Annotated in this window: 14 protein-coding genes; 4 read left to right on the forward strand and 10 right to left on the reverse strand. The window is 65.2% G+C overall.

What is annotated here, in order from left to right:
- Nucleotides 1-6: 6 nt before the first annotated feature.
- From ACE103_RS02370 to ACE103_RS02385, 4 genes are all read right to left on the reverse strand, one after another.
- On the reverse strand, nucleotides 7-537 hold the full coding sequence (locus tag ACE103_RS02370) for a phage tail protein (RefSeq protein ID WP_223974668.1): 531 nt from the start codon (nucleotides 535-537) through the stop codon (nucleotides 7-9).
- A gap of 12 nt (nucleotides 538-549) precedes the next feature.
- The gene (locus ACE103_RS02375) at nucleotides 550-1,068 is read right to left on the reverse strand and encodes a phage tail protein (protein WP_223974670.1); all 519 of its coding nucleotides are present in this window, start codon (nucleotides 1,066-1,068) and stop codon (nucleotides 550-552) included.
- Nucleotides 1,069-1,080: 12 nt separating this feature from the next.
- On the reverse strand, nucleotides 1,081-1,578 hold the full coding sequence (locus ACE103_RS02380; protein ID WP_375778191.1) for a phage tail protein: 498 nt from the start codon (nucleotides 1,576-1,578) through the stop codon (nucleotides 1,081-1,083).
- 337 nt (nucleotides 1,579-1,915) lie between these two features.
- Nucleotides 1,916-8,461 carry a hypothetical protein gene (locus tag ACE103_RS02385; protein ID WP_375778192.1) on the reverse strand — a complete coding sequence of 2,182 codons (6,546 nt, stop codon included), beginning with the start codon at nucleotides 8,459-8,461 and terminating at the stop codon, nucleotides 1,916-1,918.
- 872 nt (nucleotides 8,462-9,333) lie between these two features.
- Here ACE103_RS02385 and ACE103_RS02390 point away from each other — a divergent pair.
- The 3 genes from ACE103_RS02390 to ACE103_RS02400 all read left to right on the forward strand — a co-directional run bounded on the left by ACE103_RS02390 (nucleotide 9,334) and on the right by ACE103_RS02400 (nucleotide 15,092).
- Entirely contained in the window at nucleotides 9,334-10,500 is a 1,167-nt protein-coding gene (locus ACE103_RS02390; RefSeq protein WP_223974980.1) for an efflux RND transporter periplasmic adaptor subunit, read from the forward strand.
- Entirely contained in the window at nucleotides 10,497-13,670 is a 3,174-nt protein-coding gene (locus ACE103_RS02395) for an efflux RND transporter permease subunit (protein WP_375778193.1), read from the forward strand. The genes ACE103_RS02390 and ACE103_RS02395 overlap by 4 nt, the downstream gene beginning before the upstream one ends.
- Before the next feature lie 231 nt (nucleotides 13,671-13,901).
- Nucleotides 13,902-15,092, forward strand: a complete 1,191-nt coding sequence (locus ACE103_RS02400; protein WP_375778194.1) for an ABC transporter substrate-binding protein — start codon at nucleotides 13,902-13,904, stop codon at nucleotides 15,090-15,092.
- A 176-nt stretch (nucleotides 15,093-15,268) separates the two neighbouring features.
- Here the strand turns inward: ACE103_RS02400 and ACE103_RS02405 are convergent, their stop codons facing one another.
- From ACE103_RS02405 to ACE103_RS02425, 5 genes are all read right to left on the reverse strand, one after another.
- Nucleotides 15,269-15,658 (reverse strand): MAPEG family protein, encoded by a 390-nt coding sequence (locus ACE103_RS02405; RefSeq protein WP_223974675.1) that lies wholly within the window; start codon nucleotides 15,656-15,658, stop codon nucleotides 15,269-15,271.
- 89 nt (nucleotides 15,659-15,747) lie between these two features.
- Nucleotides 15,748-16,833 carry a lipocalin-like domain-containing protein gene (locus tag ACE103_RS02410; RefSeq protein WP_375778195.1) on the reverse strand — a complete coding sequence of 362 codons (1,086 nt, stop codon included), beginning with the start codon at nucleotides 16,831-16,833 and terminating at the stop codon, nucleotides 15,748-15,750.
- Entirely contained in the window at nucleotides 16,823-19,282 is a 2,460-nt protein-coding gene (locus ACE103_RS02415; RefSeq protein WP_375778196.1) for an FtsX-like permease family protein, read from the reverse strand. The genes ACE103_RS02410 and ACE103_RS02415 overlap by 11 nt, the downstream gene beginning before the upstream one ends.
- Nucleotides 19,279-19,932, reverse strand: coding sequence for an ABC transporter ATP-binding protein (locus tag ACE103_RS02420; RefSeq protein WP_375778197.1), 654 nt, complete (start codon nucleotides 19,930-19,932; stop codon nucleotides 19,279-19,281). The genes ACE103_RS02415 and ACE103_RS02420 overlap by 4 nt, the downstream gene beginning before the upstream one ends.
- Before the next feature lie 40 nt (nucleotides 19,933-19,972).
- Entirely contained in the window at nucleotides 19,973-20,731 is a 759-nt protein-coding gene (locus tag ACE103_RS02425) for a class I SAM-dependent methyltransferase (RefSeq protein WP_375778198.1), read from the reverse strand.
- 247 nt (nucleotides 20,732-20,978) lie between these two features.
- Between ACE103_RS02425 and ACE103_RS02430 the strand changes: the two genes are divergently transcribed.
- A complete protein-coding gene (locus ACE103_RS02430) occupies nucleotides 20,979-22,295 on the forward strand; it encodes an MFS transporter (RefSeq protein ID WP_375778199.1) in 1,317 nt (438 codons plus the stop codon).
- Between the two features lie 322 nt (nucleotides 22,296-22,617).
- On the opposite strand, the gene ACE103_RS02435 is transcribed toward ACE103_RS02430, so the two are convergent.
- On the reverse strand, nucleotides 22,618-24,336 hold the full coding sequence (locus ACE103_RS02435) for an amidohydrolase family protein (RefSeq protein ID WP_375778200.1): 1,719 nt from the start codon (nucleotides 24,334-24,336) through the stop codon (nucleotides 22,618-22,620).
- Nucleotides 24,337-24,490: the final 154 nt, after the last annotated feature.

Here is a 24,490-nt window from a genome sequence, read left to right on the forward strand (position 1 = left end):
ACGACCTCAGCCCCTTGGCGGGAAGACGCCCTGCAGCGAAATGCAGAAATTGAGCGTCAGATAGGGCATCAGATTGTTGTGCGCCAGGCCGGAGCCCGTCAGTCCGATCATGTTGGGGCTCATCTGCACCAACGTGGGCGTCGGAGTGCCGGCGACATAGGCCGCGCCGTTGAGCGATCGTGCGATGCCCCGGTTCGATGCCGGTGCTGCCTGGTCGGCCTGCAGGTTGATCGCCATCATGTCGTGGGGGTGCGAGGCGAGTTCCGATTGCAGCAGAGTTACCGTATCGGAGCCGCCGTTCTCGCCGAGGTCGTACAGCGAGAGGCCGGGTCCCTGTCCTGGCGCCAGTGGCGCGTTGCCCTGCATGTTCGGAAGTCCGAAGTTCGACGTGCCGTTGCCGCCATAGGTGGTGCCGAGCAGCGAGAACAGCGCCGTGTTCTGCGAGAGCGGGACAAGCTGACCGTTGCAGAAAGCCCAGCCCTTGGGGGCGAAGTTGAACGGAAAGATGCGGATCTCGGCGACGAAGGGGTCAGCCATGGTGTCGCGCTCCTAGCTCTGGCTCGGGAAGATGCCGAACAGCGAAATAATGAAACCGATGCACAGAAAGGGCTGGATGTTGCTGTGCGGCAGGCTGCCGCCGGTCGGTCCGATCACCACCGGGCTCAGCGGCGTGGTCGGCGTTTGCTCCTTGTAGAGCAGCAGCGCTCCGCTCATCTGGTCGAGCACGTTGCCTTGCGGGTTCGAGCTCGTGCCGGTGTTCTGCGATGCCAGCATCGTATGGGTATGTGCCGGAATCGTCTGCGTCGTGAGGGTGACTTGCTCGACGCCGCCGATTTCGCCAATCGTGAACGCGGTGCCCGCATTGGTGCCCATATGCACCGGCAGCCGGCCGCGGAGGTCTGGCAGCCCAAAGGTCGACTGGCCGTCGCCGCCATAGGTGGTGCCGATCAGGTTGAACAGCGCGTCGTTTTCGGAAATCGCCAGCAGCCTGCCATCGCAGAACTGCCAGCCGGCCGGCGCGAAATTGCCGGCGAACATTTTGATTTCGCCGATGAACGGTTGTGGCATGAGAGGTCTCCGTCAATTCTGCGAAGGGAAGATGCCCTGCAGCGCGATGCAGAAATTGATCGTCAGGAACGGTTGCATGTTCTGATGCGCCTGGCTGCCGCCGACCGTGGAAATGCTGCCCGGCGCGAGCGCGGTCAGCGCCGCGGGCGCGGCGTAGGCGTTGTTCAAGGCGCCGAGAACGTTGTTGGCCGGCACCAGAAGTGCGCTATTGGTGTTGGTGGCGTTCGCGATGTGGGTGTGCTGCGGCATTTCGTTGATCGAAAGCGTGTGCGCCTGCTCGCCGCCGAGTTCACCGAGCACATGGCCGTTGCCGACATGCATCGGGGTGCGGCCCTGCAGATTGGGCAGTCCGAAGTTGGTCTGCCCGTTGCCGCCATAGACAGTGCCAAGCAATGAAAACAGCGGTTGGTTCTGATTGAGCGGCACCAACTGCCCGTTGCAGAACGCCCAGCCTTTGGGCGCAAAGTTGAAGGTCATCATGCGGATTTCGGAAAGAAACGGATCGGCCATGAGTCCCTCCGCGAATACGTCGTAAGATTTGTGAAAAATACAAGACAATGATGCAGCGTCGTCAACATGTGCACGATAGCGTGTTTTCCACTAAGTGCAACCTAAACGATTGTGCCGCGTTGGCAATTTTTATTCAATCATCGGTTGAGTGCGACGTCCGCGAGTCGCGAAACCGCGATCGCTGACTACGGAACTCGTGTCATGAAACTGACGTCCGCGCGTACTCCCTGCGCGACGATCGGAGTTCTCCGCTCCGGGCAATTCGGATTCGATCGTGCCGAACGAACCACGTCTGCTGAAGCGATCCGGCAGGCGTCGTGGTTGATACGGTGCCCGATCAGACGATCAGGTCGTGATGCACCTGGGTGTGGGCGTGATTGTCGGTCGGCGTGCCGCCCATTGCTGCGAACGCTGCCTCGTGGCCAGTCCACCACGGGGCTGCCGCATTGGAAAGGCCGCTGAACAGATCGGACAGGTTCTGGGTGTTCGCGCCGGTGTCGGCATGGCTTGCGCCGGTCGGGGTCTGCGGCGGCGACTGGGTGAACGACGAGAAGTTGAAGCTGTCACGGGTGGCCAGATTGAATTGCGAAGACGCAGTGCCCTGCGTGGGCATGACGTGCGGCGCGGCTGTGTTGGCATCAGCGGCACTCGGCAGCCGGCGCTCGCCATCGGCCAGGTTGATGTACATCAAGTCGCCGGAGTGGCTCGGCGTCGTGTCGTCCGCCAGGCCGACGACGTGACCGAGTTCGTGCGCCACCGCGGTCAGAAGGTCGAGATGTCCGGCTGCCGTACTGGTCGGGTCCGCGAACAGGTCGGTCGCGGTCGCGGCATGGGCAAACTCGAAATTGTCCGATGGTGTCGGGTCGACGAACCAGCCGTGTCCGGCGGCGCTGGCATCGATCGTGATGTGGCCGTTCGATTCCGCGCTGATGACGTTGCCGCCGAGACTGGCGACACCGAACGTGACCGCCTTCATGATGGCGAGCTGGCTTGCCGTCGCACCGGCCGTGGCCCATTGCGCGATCGCCGCGGAGATGACGGAATTCAGCTCCGTCTGGGTGAGGTTGGTTTCGCCCGTCGTCGGCGAGGCCGCTTCGACGCCGCCCGAGACGGCGACCATGAACTGGGCGCCGCCGAAATAGCCGCCGCCCGCGGACTGCCCGGGGTCACCGATGGCCTGTGTGCCGACCGCCCCGTTTCCGGTGCCGGTCACGGTGTTGTTGCCCGCCACATAGCTCCCAACCGCAGCGAAATTATACGGTGTGCCGGCATAGTTGGGGCTGCCGATCAAACCGGTTTTCGAAACGCCCTCCTGCTCGAGGAAGATGCCGGCGACCAGGCCGAGGCCCGTGTTGCCGCCGAGATCGACGCTGTTCTTCAGCGCCCCGGCGCCGCCGATCGTGGCGTTCAGCAGGTTGTTGTCGCCGCCGGCTCCGGTCGCCGACCCGTTCTGCACATCGATGCCGGCAAATCCGTTCGTCGAATCCAGCGTATCGATCGTGTTGCCCTGGATCACCGCGGTCATCGCCCCGCCGGCGCCGTTATGGTTCAGCGTAAAGATGCCGCCGACGACGCCGGAGATATGGTTGTTGGTGATGGTCGTGCTCGACGTGCCCGCGCCGTCCTGGAAGACGTTGATGCCGATGCCCTGAGTAGAGCCGCTGCCGGCCACGCCCTGGGTGCCGATCGTATTGCCGTCGATCGTGCCGGTGAAGTGCGCGTCGGTGCCGGTACCCTTGGTGACTGCGAGCGCGGCGCCGAGAGCGCCCTTGATGATGTTGTTCGCGATGTCGTAGGTCAGCGTGATATTGTTGGTTGGGCCGCCGCCGCCGATCGTAATGCCGCCGCCGCCGCTGACGATGTTCTGGTTGGTGTTGCTGAAATTGTCGCCCGACATGACCAGGTCCGACGACACCGTGCCGAGCAGATTGAGCTGGAACATGTCGCCGCGCGCGGAAGTGACGTTCGAGTTCTGGATCGTGGCGTTGAAGGTGCCGCCGGTGGCCTCGAAGCCGATCGCGTCGTTGGACGCGTTGCCGACCGCAGAATTGGTCGCGAAGGTCGAGCCGGTCACGGTAATGCGGTTCAGCGTCTGGCCGCCGTCGTTGAACACGTGCAGGGCATCATAGGCTGCGCCGGTGAGGGTCGAGTTCGTGATCGACGCCGTGCCCGACAGGCCGGTGAAGTAGACGTCGCCCTCGCCGATGCCGCCGACGCTGGTGCCGTTGGTGCCGGTCACCGTGGTATTGCCGAGCGCAAAGCCGGTGACGTTGGTGCCGACGATGCCGTAGTTCTGGAAGTCGTGCATCGTCACAAAGGAAATCTGCACATCCTTGGTGTTGTTCAGGTAGACGCCGCTGCCCTGCGTGGTGCTGCCGTCGACGCCGGTCTTGCTGGCGATGGTGCCGCCGCTGCCCGCCGTCGAGCCGTCGCCGGTGACGTGCAGGCCGCCATTGCCGGCGGCGGTGCCGGTGTTGGAGAGGATAATGCCGTTGCCGGAGCCGCCGCTCGACGTGATGCTCTTGAAGGTGAGGTTGTTAGAGCCGATCTGGGTGTTCTCGACATCGAGCGCGGTACCGGTGCCCGATGTGATGGAGTTGGCGGTGCCGGTCAGCGTGATGCTGCCGCCATGCGTGAAGTTCATGCCGGCGCCGCTGGCCGTCTTGATCACGATGTCGGACATCGTGACGGTGCCGACATTGTTGCCGTCGTCGCTGATGCCGATGCCGGTCGAGGCCGAGGTGTCGATGCTGACGCCGTTGATGGTGTGGCCCGTGGTGCCGAGCAGGTCGATGCCGTTGTCGGCGCCAGTGACATGGATGACCGGATCGGTGCCGGAGCCGACATTCGCGGTGACCAGCTGGTTGGTCACCGGATTGGTGAACTGCAGGGTATGGCTGCCGCCGATCAGATTGACGCCGTTGGCGAGATTGATGCCGTTGGCTTCGCTGTAGGTGCCGGTGCCGTGCTCGAGCACGACGTAGTCGCCGGAGCCTGCCGGGTTGGCTGCATTGAAGGCGGCGATCGAGGTGTAGGGATCGGCCTGGGTGCCGAGGTTGTGGCTGGTGCCTGTCGTCGAGTTGTCGATGTAGAACACCTGCGGAACGACGCCGACATGGAAGGTCTGCGGGCCGGAGGTCTGCGCGCCGGGTGTGCCGGTGTTGCCGTTGTCGTTGACGTTCAGCGTGACGGTATCGGTGCCGGTGAAGCCGTCGTCGCTGTTGTAGGTCAACGTCGCCAGCGCGGTGTTGACCTGCGCGATGGTGCCGGTGAGCGTGACGGTATGGGTGTTGTTGTTGGTGAAACTGGCAAGTCCGGTGACGTCGAAAGACAGCGCGCCGTGGTTCGAAGTGATCGTTGCGGTTTCGTTACCGCCTGCGGAATCGATGTCGGCGACCGAGAGCCCCGATATCGCGAGGTTGGTGTGCGAAAAGGCCGTCCCGACCGATGAATCCGAAGGCACCGTCGCGGTCGGCGGATCGTTGATCGCGGTGACGGTCTGGGTTGCGGATGCCGATCCCGTGTCGTTGCCGCCGTGCGCGGTGCCGCCGTCGTCGACGGCGGTCACGGTATAGGAGCGCGCCGTGGTGTCGGGAGGCTCGCCGGTGTTGTTGAACTGGACGGCATCGAGGATCGCGTTGTAATGCGCAATCGTGTCGGTCCCGGTCAGGGTGACGGTTTCGGTGGTGGCCGTGCTGGAGATCGCGAAGTGGATATTGCCGATGTCGCCGCTGGTGCCGGCGTGACCCGCGATCGACAGCACGTCCGACGGCTTGAGGTCGCTCAGCTCGAAGGTCGCGCTGATCAGGTTGGCGCTGTCGACGTCGGTGATCGTGAGGTTCGGGGCGATCGTGACCGGGATCGAATTCGCCGGCGGCGTGCCGACCGGTGGCTCGCTGAAGTTGGTGATGGCGCCGATTGTCACCACCGGCGGGTTGTTGACCGGCGTGACGTCGATGGTGTCGGTCGCAGGCGTGCCGTCGAGCGTGCCGTCATTGGCGGTGATGGTCACCGTGCGGGCCAGGCCGGACGGGTTGTTGCTGGTGTTGAAGTATGTGATCGAATCCAGTGCGGTCTGGAAGTCGCCGACCGTGGAGCCGGCGATACCGGTCAGCGTCAACTCACCGTGCAAGGCGTCCCATGCGCCGTGGATGTGCGCGGTGTCGACGAAACCGAGGACATCCTGGCCGTTGAAATAGTTGCCGGTGATCTGCACCGTCACGTGATCGAGCGTTGCGTTGTCGGCGTCGGTGACCGTCAGCGCCGGGTCGAACGCGGTGGCGGCCTGTCCTTCGATGTAGTTCAGGGTGTGGCCGCCGGTCACGACGGGCGGCGCGTCCGGAGGAGCCACGGTCTCGGCGTTTGACGTGCCGGTGACGCCGGCACTGACTGTGTCGGTCGCGGTGATGGTCTGGCTTCCGGCGGTCTCGAACTTCTCGGTGAAGGTGCCGATGCCCCCGGTCAGCGTCGTGTCGGACGGCAGCACGGCGGTGGGATCGCTCGATGTGAAGTGCACGGTGCCGGTGTAGCCGGTGGCGACGTTGCCATGGGCATCGAGCGCCGTGACGGTGACCGATCCTGCAATGTCCGCGCGGCCGTTGGCCGGGATGCTCACCGCAAAATGCGTGGCGGGGCCGGGCGCGACGTTTTCGGCATTCGACGTGCCGGTGATGGCGCTGACCGTGTCGGTCGCGGTGATGGTCTGGCTGCCCGAGGTATCGAAGGTCTCGTTGAAGGTTCCGGTGCCATTGGTCAACACCATGTCGGCCGGCAGCGCGGCGCTGCCGTCGGTAGATGTGAAGTGCACGGTTCCGGTGTAGCCGGTGACGACATTGCCGAAGGCATCGAGCGCGCTCACAGTGCCTGAGCCGGCGGTGCCGGCAGAGCCGCTGCCCGGAATGCTGACGGCAAAGTGCGTGGCGGCGGCCGCCGTCACGGTTTCGGCATTCGAGGTGCCGGTGATCGTGCTCGTCACCGTGTCGGTCGCGGTGATGGTCTGGCTTCCGGCGGTGTCGAGCGTCTCGCTGAACGTGGCGGTGCCGTTGGTCAGCGTCATGTTGGCCGGCAGAACGGCATGGCCGTCGGTCGACGTGAAGTGCACGGTCCCGGTGTAGCCGGTGACGACGTTGCCGAAGGCGTCGAGCGCGGTCACGGTGCCTGAACCTGCGATTCCCGCAGTGCTGCTGCCCGGAATGCTGATCGCGAAGTGTGTGACGGGACCCGGCGTCACAGTCTCGGTATTCGAGGTGCCGGTGATACCGGGGCTGACCGTATCGGTCGCGATGATGGTCTGGCTGCCGATCGACTCGAATGTCTCGCTGAAGCTGCCGGTGCCGTTGGTCAACGTCACGTCGGCGGGCAGCATGGCGTGGCCGTCGCTCGATGTGAAGTGCACGGTTCCTGTGTAGCCGGTGGCCACGTTGCCGAAGGCATCGAGCGCGGTGACGATGACCGAACCTGGTGTCCCCGCGGCTCCGCTCGCCGGAATGCTGACCACAAAATGCGTGGCGGCGCCGCCCGTCACGGTCTCGGCGTTCGACGTGCCGTTGATGGCGCTGACCGTGTCGGTCGCGGTGACGGTCTGGCTGCCGGCGGTCTTGAATGTCTCGTTGAAGCTGCCGGTGCCGTTGGTCAACGTCATGTCGGCCGGCAGCACGGCACTGCCGTCGCTCGACGTGAAGTGAACGATCCCCGAGTAACTGGTCGCGACATTGTCGAAGGCATCAAGCGCCGTGACGATGACCGAGCCCGGTGTCCCCGCCGTGCCGTTGGTGGGGAGACTGACCGAAAAATGCGTGGCGACGCCCGGTGTCACGATCTCGGAATTCGATGTGCCCTTGACGGCGCTGTTGGCCGTATCGGTCGCGGTGATGGTCTGGCTGCCGGCGGTGTCCAGCGTTTCGCTGAAGCTGCCGGTGCCGTTGGTCAGCGTCACGTCGGCCGGCAGCGCGGCGTGGCCGTCGCTTGACGTGAAGTGAACCGTACCCGTGTAGTTGGTGACGACGTGGTTCAAGGCATCGAGCGCGGTGACGGTGACCGTGCCTGGCGTTCCCGCTGCGCCGTTGGCCGGAATGCTCACGGCGAAGTGAGTTGCCGCACCCAATGTCACATCGATCGTGAAGCTCTGCGAGCTGCTCAGGGTGCCGTCGCTCGCGGTCGCGGTGACGGTGTAAGCATGACCAGGCGCGGTGACGTAGTTGATCTTGCTGGGATCGGCGACGGTGATGACACCTGTCGTCGCATTGATGGCGAAGCCCCCGCCCGAACTATCGCCAGTCAGGCTGTAGGTCACGGGATTCATATCGGTCGATGTTGCGGTGATGCCCACAGCCGTGCCGGCTGCGGCGCCTTCCGCCACCTTGTTGGCTGCCGCATTGCTGTCGACCGGCGTGGACGGCGCAACGTCGGTGACGGCGATGGAGAAGCTCTGCGCGCTCGTCGCGATGCCGTCGCTCGCCTGAACGGTGATGGTGTAGGCATGACCGGGGCTGGTCACGTAGTTGATCTTGGTGGGGTCTGCGACCGACACCACGCCGGTGTTCGGGTCGATCTTGAACCCGCCGCTGGAGGTGTCGCCGGTCAACGAATAGGTGACGGCATTGCCGCTGCTGCTGGTGGCCTGCGCGGTGATGTTGGCAAGCGTGTTGGCCGCGGCGCCCTCAATGACCGTGTTACTCCCCGAATTGGCATCGACCGGCGCCGACAGCGAGTCGGTGACCGGCGGCCAGAGCGTGCCGGGAGGGCAGCCGAGGTAGAGATATTGCAGACCATACGTGTCGGCGAACGCTTGGGCGGCCGCGTCGAGGACGATATGACCGGTCGAATCGAGCTGAAGTTCGGGGCGCGTTAAACCACCGATTGTAAAAGCGGGTATGGTCGACATGCGCACTCCTGCGACCGGCGTGGAAGCCGATCAATATTTACAATTGTTGGGGACGATGACGTGTGAAGCCGCTCACACGTTGAAGTTGATCACCCGCGACCGGCGATCGCGCCGAGCCGCCTGCTATTCGAGCAAGCCGCGATGTTCGCGCAGCCGTGGCATCAGCGAGCTCAAATGCCCGTGCCATTTGCGTAGTCGCTTTCACACACTCGCGCCGCGACAAACACAATGAATGTTCGAGGAAAATGCGGCGGGCCAAGAATATTCATACTTTGGCAACCAAGACCGTATTGGCGATACTACCGGGTGTCAATGTGTGTCCGGATGACAACCGCGCCGCTAACTATGATTCCGCTCGTGCAGCGAGAGGTAGAGTGCGGGAACCTGGCTGGTCCTGCCGTCAGCGGGCCGGAGGTTTCTGTGCCAAAATTGGAATCGGGTGCAGTGTGACGAATCTGTGAAACGAATTCGCGTTGTGATTGATTCGGGGCGGCCTGTCTGTGACCTCGCAGCTCCGATAGGCCAGCCAAACTGCCCCTTTTCGTCGTCACGGTTTCGCGAGCGTGTCGTAAGGCTTTCAGATTGCGCAACTATTCGCTTGATCCGGCGGCCATCTTGAACAGACTGGGGTGCGGTTACATCTGTGACGTCCGCTGCCGCGACATTGCGGTGGTCCATCCGTGTTGAATCACCGCAATTTTAGTTGCGACTTTCGTAGCCCTGCTTTGGTCGGCGTGCTTCGTAGTCTTTTGGGGGAGAGCGAATTGAGTTCGATTGACAGAACGGGGCGTCCGGCTCCGGTGACCGGTGTCGAGCGTCGTTCGCTCCGCCGCCAGGGATTCGTCAGGGCGTGCCGGCGCGGCCTCGCGCCGATCGGGCTGTTGGCCGCGCTGACGGTCGGCGGCTGCGACGACAAGACCGCGCAATCGCAGGCCGCGCCTCCGGCGCCGCCCGTGACCGTCGCGCAGCCGGTCAAGCGCACCGTCACCGATTGGGACGAATTCACCGGCCGCTTCGAGGCGGTCGAGGAGGTCCAGGTCCGCGCCCGCGTCGGCGGCTTCGTCAACAGTGTCGAGTTCAAGGATGGTGACATCGTCCACACCGGCGATCTGCTTTACATTATCGATCCGCGGCCGTTTGAGGCGGTCGTGCTGCAGGCCGAAGGTCAACTCGCCGACGCACGCGCCAAGGGCGAGCTTGCCAAGCGGGATCTCGAGCGCGGGCTTAATCTGGTGCAGACCAGCGCGGTCTCGGAGCAGGTCGTCGACCAGCGCCGCCAGGCGTTGCAGGCGGCGCGCGCCGCCGAGACGCAGGCCGAGGGCTCGCTGAAGGCCGCGCAGCTCAACGTCGAATTCACCCATGTGCTGGCGCCGATCACCGGCCGCGTCAGCCGGCATCTGGTGACGCCGGGCAATCTCGTGCAGGGCAGCGAGAGCGGTTCGACGCTGTTGACCTCGATCGTGTCGCTCGATCCGATTTACATCTATTTCGACGTCGACGAGGCGACCTATCAGCGCAACAGCAAGCTGTGGTTCGAAGGCCGGCGGCCGAGTTCGCGCGATACCGCGAACCCGGTGCAGGTGGCGCTGACCGGCGAGACCAAACCCTCGCATGAAGGCAAGATGGACTTCATCGACAACCGCCTCGACGTCTCCACCGCGACGCTGCGCAGCCGCGCGGTGATCCCGAACAAGGACCTCTCGATCCTGCCCGGCCAGTTCGGCCGCGTCCGTCTGATCGGCTCCTCGCCCTACGAGGCGCTGCTGATCCCGGATACCGCCATCGCCACCGACCAGTCGCGCAAGATCGTGTTCGTGGTCAAGGACGACAACACGGTGGAAGCAAGGACAGTTACGCTCGGACCGCTGGATGAGGGCCTGCGCGTGATCCGCGAGGGCCTCAAGCCGGAGGACCATGTGATCGTCGACGGGCTGCAACGTGCCCGCGTCGGCGCCAAGGTGACGCCGAAAATGGCCCAGGCTCCCGCAGGTGCGAATGCCCCGGCAGACACCAAGCCCGCGGCAGGTGCGAAGCCATGAATCTCGGCAGGCTCTCCATCAACCAGCCCATCCTTGCGATGGTGCTGTCGATCGTGCTGCTGATCGTCGGCGCGATTGCCTATCCGACGCTGCCGGTCTCGGAATATCCGCAAGTTGTGCCGCCGACCGTCACCGTCACCACGCAGTATCCGGGCGCCTCGGCGCAGACCGTGTCCGACACCGTCGCCGCTCCAATCGAGCAGGAGATCAACGGCGTCGAGGACATGCTGTATCTCTACAGCCAGGCGACCTCGAACGGCCAGCTCACCATCACCGCGACCTTCAAGCTCGGCACCGACCTCGACAAGGCCCAGGTGCTGGTGCAGAACCGCGTCGCGATCGCGCAACCGCGGCTGCCTGAAGAGGTGCAGCGCAACGGCGTCGTCACCCGCAAGAACTCGCCCGACATCCTGATGGTCGTGTTCATGCTGTCGCCCGACGACACGTTCGACCAGCTCTATATCTCCAACTACGCGCTGCTCCAGGTCCGCGACCAGCTGCTGCGGCTCGACGGCGTCGGCGACATCCAGATGTTCGGCGCGCGCGATTACTCGATGCGGCTGTGGCTCGATCCCGACCGGATCGCCAATCTCGGCCTGACCTCGGCCGAGGTGCTGGCGGCGATCCGGGCGCAGAACCTGCAGATCGCGGGCGGCCAGATCGCCGAGCCGCCGATCGCCGATCGCGCCTTCCAGCCGAATCTCGTGTTCACCGGCCGCCTCAAGGACATCAGGCAGTTCGAGGACATCGTGGTGAAGGCCGGCTCCGACGGCCGGACCGTGCGGCTGCGCGACGTCGCCCGCGTCGAGCTCGGTGCGCTGTCCTACGCCACCAACAGCTTCCTGCTGCGCAAATCGGCGGTCGCGTTGCTGGTGACGCAGCGGCCCGGATCGAACGCGCTCGCCACCGCCAAGAGCATCTCCGACACGATGGAGCGGATGAAGGCGAGTTTCCCGAAGGGGCTCGACTACAACATCGGCTACAATCCGACCGAGTTCATCGCCCAATCGGTTCATGAGCTGATCAAGACGATCTACGAGGCGATGGCGCTCGTCGTCATCGTGGTGCTGGTGTTCCTGCAGGGCTGGCGGCCTGCCATCATCCCGATCATCGCGATTCCGGTGTCGCTGGTCGGCACCTTCGCTGTGATGGCCGCGCTGGGCTTCTCGATCAACAATCTGACGCTGTTTGGGTTGGTGCTCGCAGTCGGTATCGTGGTCGACGACGCCATTGTGGTGGTCGAGAATGTCGAACGGCATCTCGAGCACGGCATGAGCCGCCGCGAGGCTGCGCTCAAGACCATGGAGGAGGTCGGCGGCGCACTGGTCTCGATCGCGCTGGTGCTGTGTGCGGTGTTCGTGCCGACCGCGTTCCTCGGCGGTATCTCCGGGCAGTTCTTCCAGCAATTCGCCGTGACCATCGCGGTCGCGACCGCGATTTCCTGCTTCTGCTCGCTGACGCTGTCACCGGCGCTGGCCTCGCAGATCCTGGTCCCGCACGAGGAGAAACGCCCGCCGGCACGCTGGAACATCATCGCGCGCGGCTGGGACAGCTTCACCGCGCTGTTCAACCGCGTGTTCGACCGGCTGGCGCATGGTTATGCGGCGGTCGCAGACTTCGTGATCCGGCACACGGTGGTGATGGTCGCGATCTACCTCGTCTTGATCGGCAGCGCCGGCTGGCTGCTCGCGACCACCTCGCAGGGCTTCATTCCGGCGCAGGACCGCGGCTACGTCATCATCTCGGCACAACTGCCGGGCGCCGCATCGCTGGCGCGGACCACGGCTGTGGTGCGTGAGATCGAGCGGATCGCGCTGGATACGCCGGGCATCGTCCGCGTCGCGGCGTTCGCCGGCTTCTCCGGTGCGACGCGTACGCAGGCGGGCAACGCCGCGGCGCTGTTCCCGGTGTTCGACGAGCCGGAGGCGCGGCTGAAGAAGGGACTGACGGCGACCGCAATCACCGCCGACCTGCGCAAGCGCCTGTCGGTGATCCAGGGCGCCTTCATCATCGTCATTCCGCCGCCGGCCGTGCCGGGTATCGGCACCGGCGGTGGTTTTACCATCCGCGTCCAGGATCGACAGGGGCGCGGGCCCGAACTGCTGGCGTCCGCGACCGACGAGCTGGTGCAGGCCGCGCGCAAATCGCCGAACCTGACCTCAGTGTTTTCGCCGTACTCCGCGAATACCCCGCAGCTGTTCGTCGATATCGACCGCGTCAAGGCGCAGAAGCTCGGCGTTCCCATCGCCAACATCACCGACACGATCGAGACCTATTTCGGCTCGACCTATGTCAACGACTTCAACCTGTTCGGGCGCACCTACCACGTCACCGCGCAGGCTGATCTGCCGTTCCGCAAGGAGACCACCGATCTTTCGCGGCTGCGCACCCGCAACGCCAATGGCGACATGGTGATGCTCGGCAGCGTCGTGGACTTCAAGGACATCTCGGGCCCCGATCGCGTCGCGCGCTACAATCTCTACTCGGCGTCCGAACTGCAGGGTGAACCGGCGCCGGGCGTCAGCTCGACGACGGCGCTCAACACCATCAAGAAGATCGCCGACGATACCCTGCCGAGCGGCTTCTCGTTCGAATGGACCGATCTGTCCTACCAGCAGGTCAACGGCGCCAATGCCGGCCTCTACGTGTTCCCGATCTGCGTGCTGTTCGTCTATCTGGTGCTGGCCGCGCAATATGGCAGCTGGACACTGCCGTTCGCGGTGATCCTGATCGTGCCGATGTGCCTGTTCGCGGCCACCATCGGCGTGCGGCTGATGGGGCAGGACGTCAACATCCTGACCCAGATCGGCTTCGTGGTGCTGGTGGGCCTGGCCGCCAAGAACGCGATCCTGATCGTCGAGTTCGCGCGCGATATCGAGCTCGAGGGCAGGCCGCGGCTGGAGGCGGTCATTGAGGCCTGCCGGCTCCGCCTGCGGCCGATCCTGATGACGTCGTTCGCCTTCATCCTCGGCGTGCTGCCGCTGGTGCTGTCGACCGGCTCGGGCTCGGAGATGCGGCAGGCGGTCGGCGTCGCCGTGTTCTTCGGCATGCTCGGCGTCACCCTGTTCGGCCTCGTCTTCACGCCGATCTTCTACATGGTGGTGCGCAACCTCGCGGAAGGAAAGAACGAGGGTAAGCCGAAGGAACCAGCGGCGAATGTGGCGGGGTGAGTATTGCGCTCTCCACCCGTCATTCCGGGGCGCGCGCAGCGCGAGCCCGGAATCCATCGGGCCGCATGTCCAAGAGGAGAAATGGATTCCGGGCTCGCCGCTTTGCGGCGCCCCGGAATGACGCCGCAGGCCCATACTTTTGGCTGAGCGGAAAGAGATGGGCAGGCGCGGGGTTATAAAATAATGTCGCGCCGATTTTTCCTGATGAGAGACTGCTGGGAGAACATAACAATGAAGTCGGGATTTTTGGCTGCGGTTGCGGCATGCAGCCTGATGCTGGCGGCGCCGGCGATGGCCCAGGGTGTCAAGATCGGCATCCTGAACGACCAATCGGGCGTCTACGCCGATTACGGCGGGAAGTACTCGGTCGAAGCCGCCAGGATGGCGATCGAGGATTTCGGCGGCGAGGTGCTCGGCCAGAAGATCGAGATGGTCACCGCCGATCACCAGAACAAGCCCGACCTCGCGACCTCGATCGCGCGGCGCTGGTATGACGCCGATGGCGTCGACATGATCACCGAGCTGACGACATCGTCGGTCGCGCTCGCGGTGCAGGATCTATCGAAGGAAAAGAAGAAGATCGACATCGTGGTCGGCGCCGCGACCTCGGCGATCACCGGCGCGGCCTGCACGCCCTACGGCTTCCATTGGGCATTCGACACCCACGCGCTCGCGGTCGGCACCGGCGGTGCGCTGGTGAAGTCCGGCGGTGACAGCTGGTTCTTCCTCACCGCCGACTATGCGTTCGGCTATGCGCTGGAAAAGGACACCAGCGAGATCGTCACCGCGGCCGGCGGCAAGGTGCTGGGCTCGGTGCGGGTGCCGCTGAATTCGTCGGACTTCTCCTCGTTCCTGCTGCAGGCGCAGAGTTCGAAGGCGAAGGTGATCGGCCTCGCCAATGCCGGCCAGGACACCACCAACTCGATCAAGCAGGCTGCCGAGTTCGGCATCGTGAGGGGCGGCCAGAAGCTCGCTGGCCTCCTGATGACGCTCGCCGAGGTCAATGGTCTTGGCCTCGAGGCTGCGCAGGGCCTGGTGCTGACTGAAGGCTTCTACTGGGATCATGACGACAAGACCCGCGCCTTCTCCGAGCGCTTCTTCAAGCGGACGGGGCGGATGCCGAGCATGATCCACGCCGGCACCTATTCGGCGACGTTGAGCTATCTGAAGGCGGTGAAGGCTGCCGGCACCAAGGATTCCGATGCGGTCGCCAAGAAGCTGAAGGAGCTGCCGGTCGACGACGCCTTCGCCCAGGGCAAGGTGCAGGAGAACGGCCGCATGGTCCACGACATGTATCTGTTCGAGGTCAAGAAGCCCTCGGAATCGAAGAAGCCGTGGGACTATTACAAGCAGCTCGCCGTGGTGCCCGGCGATCAGGCCTTCCCGCGGGCCAAGGACAGCGGCTGCCCGCTGACCAAGTGACGCGTAGCTGACGCAACAAACATCGGTGTCGTCCCGGCGAAAGCCGGGACCCATAACCACCGATGTTAGCTACGTTGCCGCGCAGTGGCCCCAGCCATTGCAAAAACTAGACCCTGTGGTTATGGGTCCCGGGTCAAGCCCGGGACGACAGCGGAGTGTGCGGCGCGATCGCGCCTTCAATGCACCAGCCGCCACACCGCGCCGCCGAGTGCGCCGATCCACAGGATGATGCACGCTGCGGCCTGAATCGCGAAACCCCGGCTGCGCTTTGCCACCGCCTCGCGATAGCCGATGAAGTAGACGATGCGGCCGACCACCCAGAGCGCGCCGATCGCAGCCGCGGCGGCATCGCCGTTATAGATCGCGAATAGCCAGAGCGACGGCAGGAAGATCGGCATCCATTCCAGTGTGTTCATCTGGATGCGGAAGATGCGCTCGAAATCCGGATGCCCCGAGATCGCCGGCAGCTTGACGCCATAGGCGACGCGGGCGCGCGCGACCTGCGTCGAGGTGAAGAAGTAGAACGCGACCGCAAGGCAGGTCACGATGGCGGTGTAGTGGTACATGTCGGCGTGTCCTCTTGTTTCATTGGCCCCGATGTCATGACGGGGCGGCAGCGACCGGTGTGACTGGCGGAATTTTTTGCTGGGCCGCTCTAGTACCCGGTCATCTCAAGATAGCCGATTCCCGTGTGACTGCCCGCAAAGCGGATCGGGCCCTCCCAATAAGGGAAGCTGGTCCCCATCCAGGCCTTCGGATTGACCGGCGTGGTCTCGATGGCAAGGCCGCGCGCCGGAAGGTTGACGCGCCATGACGTCGGCAACTTGCGGCCGTCGATCTCGGTGGTCGCAGCCGGCATGATGCTGTTGCCGGCTGCCGCTATCTCGGCCGAGCGGCCGTCCGCCGTGATCCAGTTGCCGAACAGGTTCTCGCGGCCATCCTTCTGGCGCAGCCGGTACAGCATCAGCTTCTCGTCGCCCGGCAGATGCAGCGAGAACCAGTCCCAGCCGGTCTGGTCCGCCGCCAATGGCCGGCTGCTCCATTCGCGATCCATCCAGGCCATGCCCGTGACGTCGACCGGTCTGTCGTCGATCACGATGCGGCCGGACGCCTGGTAGAACGGCTGGCTGTAATAATAGGAGGCCTGTCCGCGATCCGACTTGCGGCTGTAGCCACGGTCGCCTTGCAGCACCAACGGGCGATTGGCGTCGAGGCGGAGCGCGGTGCTGAAGTCGGCAGCCGAGGCCTTCAGCTCGAGCGGCGCGACGCGCGGCGCATCGAACGGGTCGATCCCGCGCATCTCCCAGGCGTCGATCCAGGCGCGGAACGGCGTCGCTTCGACACCGGCCTGACCGACGCCGCCGCGCGCAAAAGTCTCGCTGAAGCGATGCGTGGTGGCGCTGGTCGCGGCGGCGTGGCCCATCCAGACCTGCTGGTTGGCCCAGCCCTCGCTGGGGCCGCCCGGCTTCATCGCCTGCCGGAACAGCGTCCATTGCGCGCCATAGGCGGCACCATTCGCGTCGGAGAGATTCGCGGTCACGTACCACCACTCGATCCGGAATTCCGGATGCGGGCCGTGATCGATGGGGAATACGAACGGCCTGCCGGGCGTAACGGCGGAAAAACCTTCGGCATTCTCGCCGAGCCCGGCAAAGCCCTGCGCAAAACCCTTGTCGCCGAGCGCGAGCGCCAGCGCACCGCCGGCAAAGGCGCGACGGGTGATCGCGCCGCTAGCGCTCATTGACAAAGATCCTAATCAGGCTGGCCGGCTGCATGCGCGCCAATCTAGCGACCGGCAGTGCCGCCGCACAGAAGGCTGCAGCGAGCGCCACCGCGAGCAGCTCGATCAGCTGCAACGGAAAGACGTGGAACGGCAGCCGCCAGCCGAACGCCTTCACATTGACGATCGCAAGCAGGCACCACGCAACCAGGAGGCCGAGCGGCAGCGCGAACAGCGCGGTGATCAATGCGACCGCCATGGTCTTCAGCAGTTCGAGCGCCGCGAGCCGCCGCCGCGTCAGGCCGATCGCCCACAGCGGCGCAAGCTGCGGCAGCCGCGAATTGGCGAGCGTGAGCAGGCTGGTCAAGAGCGCGATCCCGGCGACGCCGAGCGTGAAGGCGTTGAGCGCCGCGGTCACCGAGAAGGTGCGGTTGAACACCCGCCTGGATTCCCGCTTCATCGTCGCCTGGTCGGCAACGTTGCGGTCGTCGAGGCCGAACTTCTCCTGCAACGCCGTGATCAGCGGTGCGATGTGATCTTGCGCGACGCGAAGCCCGAGCCGGGTCTGTGGCGTCTGCGGGAAGCGCCGGGTCAGTGCGGCGAAGTTGACCGCGATCTGGCCCTTGGGGTTGCCGTAATCGGCATAGATGCCGACGATCTCGAGCGGCCAGGGACCGCCAGGGGCGGGGACCTCGATATGATCGCCGATAGCAAGCTTCATCCGCCGCGACAGCTGCTCGCTGACGAGACAGGTGTCGCCGGGACGTAGCCGGACCCAGGCATTGGACGTGCTTTCCAGCAACGGCCAGTTGTCGCGATAGGTGACGTGGTCGGGCAGGCCGAGCACCTCGATCGGTGCGCCGCCGAATTGGGTGTCGGCGCGGCCGCCGGGCAGGATGGCCTCGACTTCAGGCCGATCGCGCAGCCACGCCTTGATCTCCTTCGCCTGCGCATCGCTGGCGGCGCTGATGTAGACATCGGCGGCGAGGCGGCCGTCGAGCCAGACCAGGAAGGTGCGGCTGAAACTTTCCACCATGGTGCTGACGCCGACATTGACCGCGAGCGCGAGCAACAGCGCCATCAGCGCCAGCGACAGGCCCGAGAGCTGTTGGCGGCTGTCGGCCCAGAACCAGATGCCGACCGGCGCCCGCGCGCTGCGCTGGCCGAACGCGAGCGCGATTTGCAGCACCATCGGAAGGATCAATGCTGCGCCGAGCATCAGCGCGGCCAATACCGCAAAGCCCGCGATCAGGGAATCGCCGAACTGAATCAGAGCCGCGGCGACCGCAAACACTGCGAGCGCCGCAGCGCTCTGGAACATCAGCCAGCGGCGCTGCGCCTGCTGCCAGGCTTGCGGCTGCGCCGTCGCCAGCACCGGCATCCGGATCGCCTTGGCAAGGCTCGCGGCGGCGGCGGCGAGCGCGCCCAGAATGCTGATGGCGATGCCGGCGAACCACCAGACGGGTTTGAGCGAAAGCTGTCCGGGGATCTGCGCGCCATAGAGCCCGCGCAGCGAGGCCGCGACATCGGGCAGCAAGGCTGCCGCGATGAAGTAGCCGCAGACCAGGCCAATCAGGCCGGCGACCAGCGCCAGCGACACCAGCTCGATCGCCAGCACGGTGTTGAGCAGCCGTGCCGAGACGCCGCAGGCGCGCAAGGTGCGCAGCATCGGCAGCCGCTGCTCGAAGGCGAGGCCGATCGCGGAATTGACGATGAACAGGCCGACGAAAAACGACAGCAGGCCGAACGCAGTGAGGTTGAGATGGAAACTGTCGGTCAGCCGTTCGAGGTCGCTTTCGGCGCTCGGCTCGACCAGCCGGAGTTTTTCGCCTGCGACGCTTTCCAGCGGTGCATGCGGTGCCTTGGACTTGCCGACCAGCAGGCGCGACACCTGGCCGGGCATCTTCAGGATGTCCTGCGCGATGCCGATGTCGACGATGAGCGCGCCGGGGGCGAGCTCCGCTTGCACGCGCAGCGGCGGCAAGGTCGTGCCGTTGGCCTGCGGCCGTTCGCCTTCCTTGAGGCCGAGATCGCGTAGCGTTTCCGGCGCCACCAGCATTTCACCAGGCGGCGTGACGAAAGACAGCAGGTTGCCGCGCCCGACCGCCGGTGCGTTGCCGACCTCGGACGGCAGAGTCACTGGCTCGACGCCGAGCAGGCGGAGGCTGCGCCCGTCGATCTGGACGCGACCCTCCAGCATCGGTGACACCGGCCAGCCGGCGCGGCGCAGATCGACGAACAGTTGTTGAGGAAAGGTCGCGCTATCGCGGCTCACCAGCATGGCGGTACGCGAGCCGCCGAAGGTCGCGGCGGCGCGGTCATAGGCGATGCGAGCCTGCTGGTTCAGCGCCTGCACGCCGCTCCACAGTGCGGTCGCCGAGATCAGCCCGATCAAGAGCGTCGCAAGCTGCATCGGATGCCGCCGCCAATGGCTGAGCAGCACGGCGAGGATCCAGAGAGCCCGCCTCATGCGATTATCCCGGCATGCAGGGTGACCTGGCGGTCGAGCGTCGCGGCGAGCCGCGCGCTGTGGGTGACCATCAGGAAGCCGCAGCCGGTACGCGCCACCAGATCGCGCGCCAGATGCAGCACCTCGTCGGCGGTGTCCTCGTCGAGATTGCCGGTTGGCTCGTCAGCGAGCAGCAACAGCGGCTTCGGCGCCAGGGCGCGGCCGATCGCGACGCGCTGCTGCTGGCCGCCGGACAATTGCTCGGGATAGCGCTTCAGGAGCTGCTTGAGCCCAAGGCGCTCGACCAGCTCGTCATGCCAGGCCGCATCGTGCCGGCCGGCGATGCGGGACTGGAAGAGCAGATTGTCCGCAACCGTCAAACTCGGGATCAGGTTGAATTGCTGGAACACGAGGCCGAGGCGGTCGCGGCGCAACTCGGCGCGGCCGGCGTCGTTGAGACCGGCGACGGTGATGTCGGCAAGCCTGATCTCGCCACCGTCGGCGGCATCGAGCCCTGCGATCAGATGCAGCAGCGTGCTCTTGCCGCTGCCGGATTCGCCCGATAGCGCCACGCTCTCGCCGGTCGCCACAGCGAGATCGACGCCCCGCAGCACCGCGACGTCTTCACCGGCAGAGCGGTAACTCTTGGTCAGGCCGGTGACGCGAAGCACCGCGGCGGTCTGGTCAGATGAAGCGATAGCCGTGCCTCACTCAAGGCTTCTGGTATTTCAGGACGAACTCGTCGATCGGCACCGGCGCCTTGAAGACGGGAATGTCCTTCGGGTCCTCCGCATGATGCAGGAAATCGGCTTCGGCCACCAGCTTGAAGCCGGCCGCCTCGATCTCCTGCTTCAGGGTGCTCTCCTCGATCCGGTGCAGCGTCTTGGCGACGCTTACGCCTTCGCCCGCCTTGGCCGAGTGGTCCGCGATCACGAGGTAGCCGCCGGGTTTGAGCGCGGCGAACATCTTCTTGTTCATCGCGGCGCGATCGACCGGCAGATAGCTGATGTCGTGATAGAAAAAGAACAAGGTGATCATGTCGAGGTTGTTGACCTCGGGCGGGATCGGATCGTCGTAGTCGCGCACCACATGGACGACGTTCTTCATCGCCGGCGACTTGGCGCGGGTGTCGAACTTGTCCTTGACGAAGCGCTCGAGCACGGTCGCCGAATCCTGCGCGTAGACCTTGCCCGACGGGGCGACGGTGCGCGCCAACAGTTCGGTGCTGTAGCCGGCGCTCGCCGCCATGTCGAGGATGTTCATGCCGGGCTTGACGCCGGCAAAGGCCAGCATCTTGGCCGGCTGGCGGCGCTGGTCGACCTGGCGATCCGCATCGCTGCGATCGGGCGCGGCGACGATCGCCGCATAGTCGGGACCGGCGGCGTCCTCAGCGCGGACTTGAGGCACGGCGAGTAGTGCGGCGGACACAAGCGCAGCGCAGGCGGCCGCGCGAAGGATCGATCTGTTCATGAAATAACCCAACCTCCAATAACCTCGGCTTTTCGTTGCCCCGAGCATAGCAGCCGGCCCATGACAGATCACCGCTTCACTGGCCGCGACGACGCGATCGTGATCGGGCGGGCTCGCCCGGCCATCGTGTCGCGCCGGCCACAGAACCCGAGGAAATGCGGGTTGCGTTGCGCGGCGAGGCGTGGCTAGCATCGCCTGACGGGGCCGATCTTACGAAGCCAAAAAACGAAACGACGGGGAGCCAGACATGACGACGCAATCGACGTCCAAGGGGACGTCAACGGGGACGCCCAAAGGCGCCTGGCAGATCACCTTCCTTCTATTCCTGTTCATGGTGGTGAACTTTGCGGACAAGATCGTGGTCGGGCTTGCCGGCGTGCCGATCCGGAAGGAGATGGGTCTCACCCCGGAGCAATTCGGCGATCTCGGCTCGGCCTTCTTCATCCTGTTCTCGATCTCGGCGATCGTGGTCGGCTTCATCGTCAACCGCGTTGATACGCGCTGGGTGCTGCTGATCCTGGCGGTGATCTGGTCGCTGGCGCAGTTTCCGATGATCGGTACCGTCAGCTATACGACGCTGGTGATCTGCCGCATCATCCTCGGCGCCGGCGAGGGACCGGCCTTCTCGGTTGCCGCGCACGCGATCTACAAATGGTTTCCGGACGAGAAGCGCACGCTGCCGACCGCGATCCTGTCGCAGGGTTCGGCGTTCGGCGTGATTCTCGCGGTGCCGGCGCTGAACTGGATCATCGTCAATCACAGCTGGCATCACGCCTTCGGCGCGCTTGGAATCGTCGGCCTGATCTGGACCGTCGCCTGGTTCGCGCTCGGCAAGGAGGGGCCGCTGGTGTCGACGGCTGCCGTCATGGCCGAGGAGCCGCGGATTCCCTACTGGAAGCTGCTGACATCGCGCACCTTCGTCGGCTGCGTGGTCGCGACCTTCGGCGCCTATTGGGCGTTGTCGCTCGGGCTGACTTGGTTCACCTCCTTCATCATCGAGGGGCTCGGCTTCTCGCAGCAGCAGGCCGGCTTCGTCTCGATCCTGCCCTGGATCTTCGGTGCGACCATCGTGCTCCTGACCGGCTGGATCTCGCAGCTGATGCTGGCGCGCGGCTTCACCACGCGCGGCGCGCGCGGCGTGCTCGGCTCGGTGCCTCTGGTCATCGGTGGCGCCATCCTCGCAACGCTGCCCTATGCGCCGCCGGGCGCGCTGATGATCGCGCTGCTGGTGATCGGCTCCGGCCTGTGCGGCTCGATCTATGTGGTGTGCCCGCCGATGCTCGGCGAGTTCACGCCGGTATCGCAGCGCGGCGCGATCATCGCGATCTACGGCGCGCTGTACACCATCTCAGGCATCCTGGCGCCGACGGTGATGGGCAGTGTGATCCAGCACGCCGCCACGCCGATGGCCGGCTATATGAGCGGCTTCACCATCAACGCGGCAATCATGGTCGGCTCGGGACTACTCGGATTGCTGCTGCTGTGGCCCAACACCGAGCGCGCGCGGCTGACCGGCAGCTCGCAGCAAGCGGGCGCGATCAAGGGTGCGATGTCGCCGACGTAAGGGACGTGATGCTTCGATCCTCCCCTGGAGGGGGAGGGTCGGATCACATTGAGCGCAGCGAAATGTGAGACGGGGTTGGGTGATCTCTCAACACGGGCAGCATCCGTGTGGAGAGACCGTCACCCCACCCCGCTGCGCATTCCGCTTCGCTACATGCCCAGCGACCCTCCCCCTCCAGGGGAGGGTCGACGCGGCGGCCGCGGTTCGCGTCAATGTCGAGCTTTCTGTAGCCCGGATGAAGCGCAGCGAAATCCGGGGCCTTGCTATCCGCGGATCGAGCTGCCCCGGATTGCGCTTCGCTTCATCCGGGCTACAAGCTATCTCAATTCATCCCCCGCGCGCCGCGCACCAGCCTGCCCGGTCGCGCGCCGGTGGCCTTGCCTTCGCGCTGGGTCACCACGCCTGAGACGATGGTGGCGTCGTAGCCGTCGACCTGTTGCAATAGGCGGCGGCCGCCGACCGGCAGGTCGTAATGCACCTTCGGCGGATGCAGATGCAGCCGGTCGTAATCGATCACGTTGACGTCGGCCTTGAAGCCGGGCGCGATCACGCCGCGATCAGTGAGCCCAACCGACAGCGCGGTCTTGCGCGATTGCGCCGCGATCACGAACGGGATCGAGAGCTTCTCGCCGCGGCTGCGGTCCCGCGTCCAGTGCGTCAAGAGATAGGTCGGGAAGCTGGCGTCGCAGATGATGCCGCAATGCGCGCCGCCGTCGGACAGGCCGGGCACGGCGCTCGGCTCGCGCAGCATCTCATGCACGGCATCGAGATTGCCGTCGGCATAATTCAGGAACGGCACATAGAGCATGCCGCGGCCCTCGTCGGTCAGCATCGCGTCATAGGCGAGCTCCTCCGGCTGCCGGCCCTGGCGGCGCGCCTGCGGGCCGAGCGCGTTCTCCGGCGGCTGTTCGTAGTCCGGCGGATTGCCCAGCAGATACATCTTGTCGTAGTTCGGCCGGAAGAACAGCGGATCGTCGGTCGCCGTCGCGCTCTCGCTCAGGATCGCGGCGCGCACCTCGGGCCGCCGCAGATGCGTCAGCCGCTCGGCCAGCGGCAGCCTGGCAATTTCGCGATAGCTCGGATGAGTCTGGAACGGGTTGCGCGACAATTCCAGCCCGAGCAACAGCCCAACCGGCCGTGCCGCGATCTGGGTCGTGATCGACAGGCCGCGCGCGGCTGCTTCATTGATGGTGTCCATGGTCTGCCGCCAGCGCCGCGGCGCCTTGTCGGCCTGGGCGACCGAGAACGAGATCGGGCATTTTGTGTTCTCGGCGACCCGCAGCATCATCGGCAGGTCTTCGTGGACGGTGCTCTGGTCGAGCACGAATTGCAGTACGCTGCGGCCGACGCCGTGCATCGCGCCGGCGATCGCGGTCAATTCATCCTCGCCCGCCTTCAGCGTCGGCGTGTAGTCGCCGGTCGAGGTGCGGTGATTGAGCGTGCGCGAGGTCGAGAAGCCCAGCGCGCCGGATCGCACCGCATCGCCGGCGAGTGCGGCCATCGCCTGGTTGTCCTCGGGCGTGGCGGGATCGCGGCGTGCGCCGCGCTCGCCCATCACATAGACCCGCAGCGCGGCGTGCGGCAGTTGCGCGCCGATGTCCATGTCGAAGCTGCGTTTCGACAGCCATTCCATGTAGTCGGGGAAGCTTTCCCATGCCCAGGGAATGCCGGCGGAGAGCACCGGCTCCGGAATGTCCTCGACGCCTTCCATCAACTGGATCAGCCTGCCGTGATCGCTCGGCCGGCAGGGCGCGAAGCCGACGCCGCAATTGCCCATGATCGCTGTCGTGACGCCGTTCTGCGACGACGGGGTGATGTCCTGGCTCCAGGTCACCTGACCATCGTAATGGGTGTGGACGTCGACGAAGCCGGGCGCCACCAGTCTGCCGCGCGCGTCGATCTCTTCTTTGCCTTTTGCGGAGACCTTGCCGACTTCGGTGATCTTGCCGCCCGAGATCGCGACATCGGCCTCATAGAGGTCGCCGCCCTTGCCGTCGGCGATGTTGCCGCCGCGGATCACGAGGTCTGGGGTCGAGGTCATGGCGTTTCATCCCGGGGCTGTTCTTGGTTGCCGGCATCATGGGTGAGCCCTTGATGCTGTCAACCATCGCCGGTGAAGCTCTGGGATGCGCTGGCAGCGATTTTGCCAGCGAGAACATGCGTTGCGCCCGGCGGAAATTTGTTCCGCCGGTGAA

Origin of the sequence: Bradyrhizobium sp. ma5, assembly GCF_042258955.1 — a bacterium.
In the GTDB taxonomy this organism is placed as follows: Bacteria; Pseudomonadota; Alphaproteobacteria; order Rhizobiales; family Xanthobacteraceae; genus Bradyrhizobium.